6 protein-coding genes and 1 pseudogene are annotated in these 3,700 nt (G+C 37.1%); all 7 read right to left on the bottom strand.

Features of this window, described 5'->3' with window-relative positions; genetic code table 11:
• On the bottom strand, nucleotides 1-290 hold a 290-nt coding region (locus ADH02_RS08445; RefSeq protein WP_048784138.1), incomplete at its 3' end, for an AAA family ATPase.
• Nucleotides 287-1,375: pseudogene (locus ADH02_RS08440) on the bottom strand (DEAD/DEAH box helicase); the annotation flags it as partial. The gene ADH02_RS08445 and the pseudogene ADH02_RS08440, both read right to left, overlap by 4 nt.
• Nucleotides 1,376-1,486: 111 nt before the next feature.
• The gene (locus ADH02_RS08435) at nucleotides 1,487-1,948 is read right to left on the bottom strand and encodes a hypothetical protein (protein WP_048784135.1); all 462 of its coding nucleotides are present in this window, start codon (nucleotides 1,946-1,948) and stop codon (nucleotides 1,487-1,489) included.
• Nucleotides 1,945-2,274, bottom strand: a complete 330-nt coding sequence (locus ADH02_RS08430) for a hypothetical protein (RefSeq protein ID WP_048784133.1) — start codon at nucleotides 2,272-2,274, stop codon at nucleotides 1,945-1,947. Before ADH02_RS08430 ends, ADH02_RS08435 begins: the two co-directional genes overlap by 4 nt.
• A complete protein-coding gene (locus tag ADH02_RS08425) occupies nucleotides 2,274-2,747 on the bottom strand; it encodes a siphovirus Gp157 family protein (RefSeq protein WP_048784131.1) in 474 nt (157 codons plus the stop codon). Before ADH02_RS08425 ends, ADH02_RS08430 begins: the two co-directional genes overlap by 1 nt.
• A 382-nt stretch (nucleotides 2,748-3,129) precedes the next feature.
• The gene (locus tag ADH02_RS08415; protein WP_048784025.1) at nucleotides 3,130-3,333 is read right to left on the bottom strand and encodes a hypothetical protein; all 204 of its coding nucleotides are present in this window, start codon (nucleotides 3,331-3,333) and stop codon (nucleotides 3,130-3,132) included.
• Nucleotides 3,334-3,362: 29 nt separating this feature from the next.
• The gene (locus tag ADH02_RS08410; protein ID WP_048784026.1) at nucleotides 3,363-3,602 is read right to left on the bottom strand and encodes a hypothetical protein; all 240 of its coding nucleotides are present in this window, start codon (nucleotides 3,600-3,602) and stop codon (nucleotides 3,363-3,365) included.
• Between the last annotated feature and the right edge of the window lie 98 nt (nucleotides 3,603-3,700).

The raw sequence follows: 3,700 nt of genomic DNA, 5'->3' as shown, positions 1-3,700 counted from the left end.
ATTACGACTGTCTCGTATGAATGTTCTTGCGTTTGTAGAGCTAATAGGATTTCTCCTAGCTGCTTAATCACTGAATTAGTAATACGACCTGATTTGTCTTTATCATTCAATAGTTGAATACTTGGCACGCTGTTTGCTTCTGCGTTTCCGTCCGTATTTAATACAATTGGATTAGGAAACTCATTCGCTAGGTAAGATTTTCCACTCATGGTCTCTCCGTAGATGAAGTAATTCCGCGGCGTGTCCTTTGGTACTTGTGGTTTATTTTCTGGTAATTTAAACAATTTCATTCTCCTTTATAATAAAATTCAATCACGTTTACATCATGTTGTTGTCTACTTCCTGTTATTCGCCATAGCAATTGGCGGTAATCGTCATATTCTCCAGAGCCTTCTTCAACTGGGTCTAGAACAACGATTGTTTGATATTTATGCTGCAAGCCATCAACACCGACTCCGAGTACTTGATTCGTAGCAACTACTACTTTTCTGTCGAGTCCTTCTTGAATGTCACCGGTCCAGATTCCAATGTGTGGATGTCGTTCTTTGATGACATTTACAATCTGTTTCGACTTGCTGACAATCAGCATGTCATGTGGTGCTCTTTCAATTAATCCATCGAGTTTTAACATCAATGGAGTATCAGCATTAACTGGTTTGATTTTTGGAAAATCGACTTCTACTCCTGCTTGATTGAGATATCTTTCAAACGTGTTTCGTCCAAAAGATTGTTTTGCCATCGCTGTTTCTCCTTTTACGGTTACAAGATTTAATTTTCTAAACTTGTCTAATGTTTCTGAATTTCCCGGTTCAACAGTTACTGGATAGAACTTAATCTCGTAACCGTTGTTCTCAACAGCGTTTTCGATTTCTTCGATTTCTTCCCATCTAAAGAAGTTCGGGAGATTGTTAACGTAGCGTTCATAGTCTCTAAAATCCTCCCATTTTTCTTTTGAATAAGTGAATGGATCATATACCATTCTTCCGTGTGCTTTTTGCCAATCAAACTTATTATTTGGATTTGCAAAGCCAAAAATCGTTTTTTCGAGTGGGTAGAAATTTTGCCCTTTCTTTCGAATCGGAGTAGCCGAAAGACCTATCGTGTATTTTCGCTTTATGCGACGATATAAGGCCACTTGTTTCTCCGATGACATATTCTGCCATTCATCAATAATCAACACGTCACAGTTGAATTTTGAGCCTTTTTTTAACGTATTTTGAATACTTCGGTCAGTTGAGATAATAAACTCAACATCTGAATCAAAATTCATTTTTTTGATGGCTTCTTTCCAACCTTCTAGAATTGAAAGTCGATTGTTTGTGATGATGATTTTCTTAGCGTTTTTCTCTTTTGCAATAGCTAGAGCACAGATAGTTTTTCCGCGACCTTAACCGCCCAAAGCTTCAAGAAAAATACCATTTGTTAATCTTGAACTTCGGGAAATAGCCTCCTTTTGCCATTTTCTTAAAATTAATTTTGTCAAACTTTATACCTCCATTATTCTTTTTCCGATATCATCTATGACTTCTTTGACATCATTTCTCATCGCCCAAAATAGTCCAAGTCTTGCTGCTGCACGAACATCCTGGTGATGGCTCTTTTCAAATTTCCACAAGCCCAATCGCTTTAGTAATTCATTCGGGATATCTGATTGATAACCTGCATTGCGCTGCAAGATAGCGTCTGGGAAAAGAACTCGGAACAAAGCAATGTTTTCAAGAACTGAATTATCCTTTGATTTGTCATTGTCTCGAGCTTCGAACTTTTCAATAACAACTACATCCACATCCAAGAAGCGACCGACCTCTTCGAACCAATTTCGAATATCCTGGACTTTTGCTGAAGGAACGACCCAATGATTTACTAGTCTTGCGTTATCAAGTAACACAATACCGTTCGTACTACTTGCAACCTTTGCGCTTCCAGGGTCGATTGCTAGAATTCTCATGCTTCGACTTCTCCTTCATAACCTGCCATATCGAATAAGTTATTTTTGTTGTTTTCAACAAACTTCCAGAACGCTTTTAACTCTCTGTAATTGCTGATTGAGTATGAAACGTCATCTATCGACATGCACTCATCCATGTACTTAGGCTTTGCAAAAATATTCAATTGATATCTTTTACCAAAGAGTTCGCCACCTTCATCTAAGGTTGGGTCAATTGTTTCTTCAAAACTAACTTGGATGTTAAACGGAATACGTGTGAAAATTTCGATTTTGTGTTTAGAGATTTCAATCGAGATATTCTCTGTTACTAAGATTTTGTTTTTCATTATCTAATTCTCAATCCTTCCGTTTGTTTTAATTCGGCTCCTGGAACTTCAATTCCTCTCTTCAAGATTTCTTTTAATGAAGTCTTATCCACTTTTGGTGGTTGTTGGATTAGAAATTCTTCTGGGATAATCTTTTCGTCAGTGATGTTTACACTCGCAGGGTTCTTTTGAATGGAGAAGTTAAACATTCCTGATTTGAATTTAGTTTTTCCAGTTAGTTTCATGTTGTCTTCTAAATACGTTTTTAACCATTTCACTTTATTTTCTGTAGCTTGACGTTTCGTTTTCAAACGTTCCTCTTCTTCTTTATAAGCCGTTACGTCAGATTCGAGATTTCGAATAAGCTTTGCAATATTTTCTGCTTTGCTCTCGATGGCATCTTCGATACTATCTAACGTGTCTTTCATTACTTCAGGATCTAAATCCATATTCTGTACGTCTTGAAACGCTAAACTTAATTCATATAAATTCATTTATAAAACATTCCTTTCTGTGTTCCTTGTGGTTCGATGTGGAATGATTTCACGTTGGGGATATTTTGTACTATCGCCATCGCTGCATCCTCCACTGTTTTTCCATAATCCATGTATTGTTCAAAAATTAGCGGATTTACAAAGTCCGCATCAATATCTAAAATTACTTTTGACTCTGTTCTTTTAATGATTTCGATACGCTTTTTAATATCTCTTCAACCTCCTCGTAGGTTTTAACCCTTGTTTTTCTTATTTGAGGTTCGTATAGATATACCTCGTATGAATCATTTTTCATTCTGATTTGTCCGATGACTTTGTTAGCGTATAAAACGTTTTGCAGTTTTGAATCCAGTAGGTCATCGTTTAAATACACATCTTCCATCTACTCACCCGCAATCTTGAGTGAAGTGGTTAAATACGCTTCTTTCAAAAATTCGTCGATATCATCTTCACCAACGTAATCCCCTTCAATCTCGTAGTAGGCATCACCTACGTATATTTCTTCACCTTTCCAGTCATATCCCCACACTTTTGGCTCTGGAGGGTCAAGGTAATTTGCATGTAAAGTTTCAAACTTATTGCACATTGTGTTATAATCTCCTTAGATATTATTAGTTAGTCAGCGTTACCGCGCTGGCTTTTTTTGTTCCACGAATCCTGAAAATCAGGTTCTACATATTGCCCACTTCTAATTAGATTCACTTTTGATTCGTGTTGTTCAACCGCCTTTCCTACCAAGAGCACAATGCTCATCATTGCGATAATGATTCCAAAAGCTAAAATGTACCATCCTAGCATCCATCTCATGAATGGGATGAATTGTACCCTCGTTTTTCTTCTTCGTTCCGTTCTCATCGTTTTCTCCTTCCGTCCCATATCTTTTGTATTTCATCAATCATGCTCGCTTGATATTTGTATGGGCGTGTATCTGTTCTTCTTGCTGCAACCACCAC

Origin of the sequence: Streptococcus sp. 263_SSPC, assembly GCF_001071995.1 — a bacterium.
Taxonomy (GTDB): Bacteria; Bacillota; Bacilli; order Lactobacillales; family Aerococcaceae; genus Granulicatella.
This window is presented reverse-complemented; position numbering and strand designations above follow the sequence as displayed.

Bases quoted from the DNA above. Each gene is read 5' to 3' on its own strand.
- ADH02_RS08435 (WP_048784135.1), bottom strand. From the start codon at position 1,948: ATGAGAATTCTAGCAATCGACCCTGGAAGCGCAAAGGTTGCAAGTAGT.
- ADH02_RS08430 (WP_048784133.1), bottom strand. From the start codon at position 2,274: ATGAAAAACAAAATCTTAGTAACAGAGAATATCTCGATTGAAATCTCT.
- ADH02_RS08425 (WP_048784131.1), bottom strand. From the start codon at position 2,747: ATGAATTTATATGAATTAAGTTTAGCGTTTCAAGACGTACAGAATATG.
- ADH02_RS08415 (WP_048784025.1), bottom strand. From the start codon at position 3,333: ATGTGCAATAAGTTTGAAACTTTACATGCAAATTACCTTGACCCTCCA.
- ADH02_RS08410 (WP_048784026.1), bottom strand. From the start codon at position 3,602: ATGAGAACGGAACGAAGAAGAAAAACGAGGGTACAATTCATCCCATTC.